The sequence below is a fragment of the Pelomonas sp. CA6 genome (assembly GCF_022549225.1).
Classification (GTDB): domain Bacteria; phylum Pseudomonadota; class Gammaproteobacteria; order Burkholderiales; family Burkholderiaceae_C; genus Roseateles.
Genome location: NZ_JAKZFD010000040.1, coordinates 1 through 918 on the forward strand (window position 1 = coordinate 1; position 918 = coordinate 918).

Genomic DNA, 918 nt, shown 5'->3' on the forward strand with positions numbered 1-918 from the left:
TTCCCGCTGCAGCCGGGCGAGCGCAGCAGCTGCACGGCGGGGCCGGCCTTCGACGCCTGCGGCTGGGAGGTCTGGCCCACGCTCTGCATGGGCGCGACGCTGGCACTGGCGCCGGCGCAGGCCGACCCGCTGCAGCTGCTGGAGTGGTGGGAGGGTCAGGTCTTGCACAGCAGCTTCCTGGTGACGGCGCTGGGCGAGCTGGCGCTGCAGCGCGGCCGCTTCGGCCCGGCGCTGCGCCACCTGCTGGTGGGCGGCGACCGGCTGGGCCGGGTGCCCGAGGGGCCGCTGCCCTTTGAGCTGGTGAACAACTACGGCCCGACCGAGTGCACGGTGGTGGCGAGTTCGGGGCGGCTGGGGGCGGGCGAGCCGCCGCACATCGGGCGGCCGCTGCCGCGCACGGCGATCTATCTGCTGGACCGCCATGGCGAGCCGGTGCCGCCGGGCGTGGCGGGCGAGATCCACATCGGCGGCGCGCAGGTGGCGCGCGGCTATCTGAACCGGCCGGCGCTGAGCGACGAGCGCTTCGTGCCCGATCCGTTCTCGGGCGAGGCCGGGGCGCGGCTGTACCGCAGCGGCGACCTGGCGCGCTGGCGCGACGATGGGACGCTGGAGTTCCTGGGGCGCAACGACCAGCAGGTGAAGATCCGCGGGCTGCGCATCGAGCCGGGCGAGATCGAGGCGAGGCTGAGGGCGCAGGCGGGGGTGCGCGAGGCGGTGGTGCTGGCGCGCGAGGACCTGCCCGGGGATCGGCGGCTGGTGGCCTATGTGAGCGGCGAGGGCGTGGACGCGGCGGCGCTGCGCGAGGCGCTGGGGCGGCAGCTGCCGGCGCACCTGGTGCCGGCGGCCTGCGTGGTGCTGGACGCGCTGCCGCTGACGCCCAACGGCAAGCTGGACCGGCAGGCGCTGCCGGCGCCCGAC

The 918-nt window shown here is 76.4% G+C and carries 1 protein-coding gene; it reads left to right on the forward strand.

The genetic code is table 11. The annotated features are described in order from the left end of the window. The coding region (locus tag LZ017_RS21770) for an amino acid adenylation domain-containing protein (protein WP_241399029.1) at positions 1 to 918 on the forward strand (918 nt) is incomplete at both ends.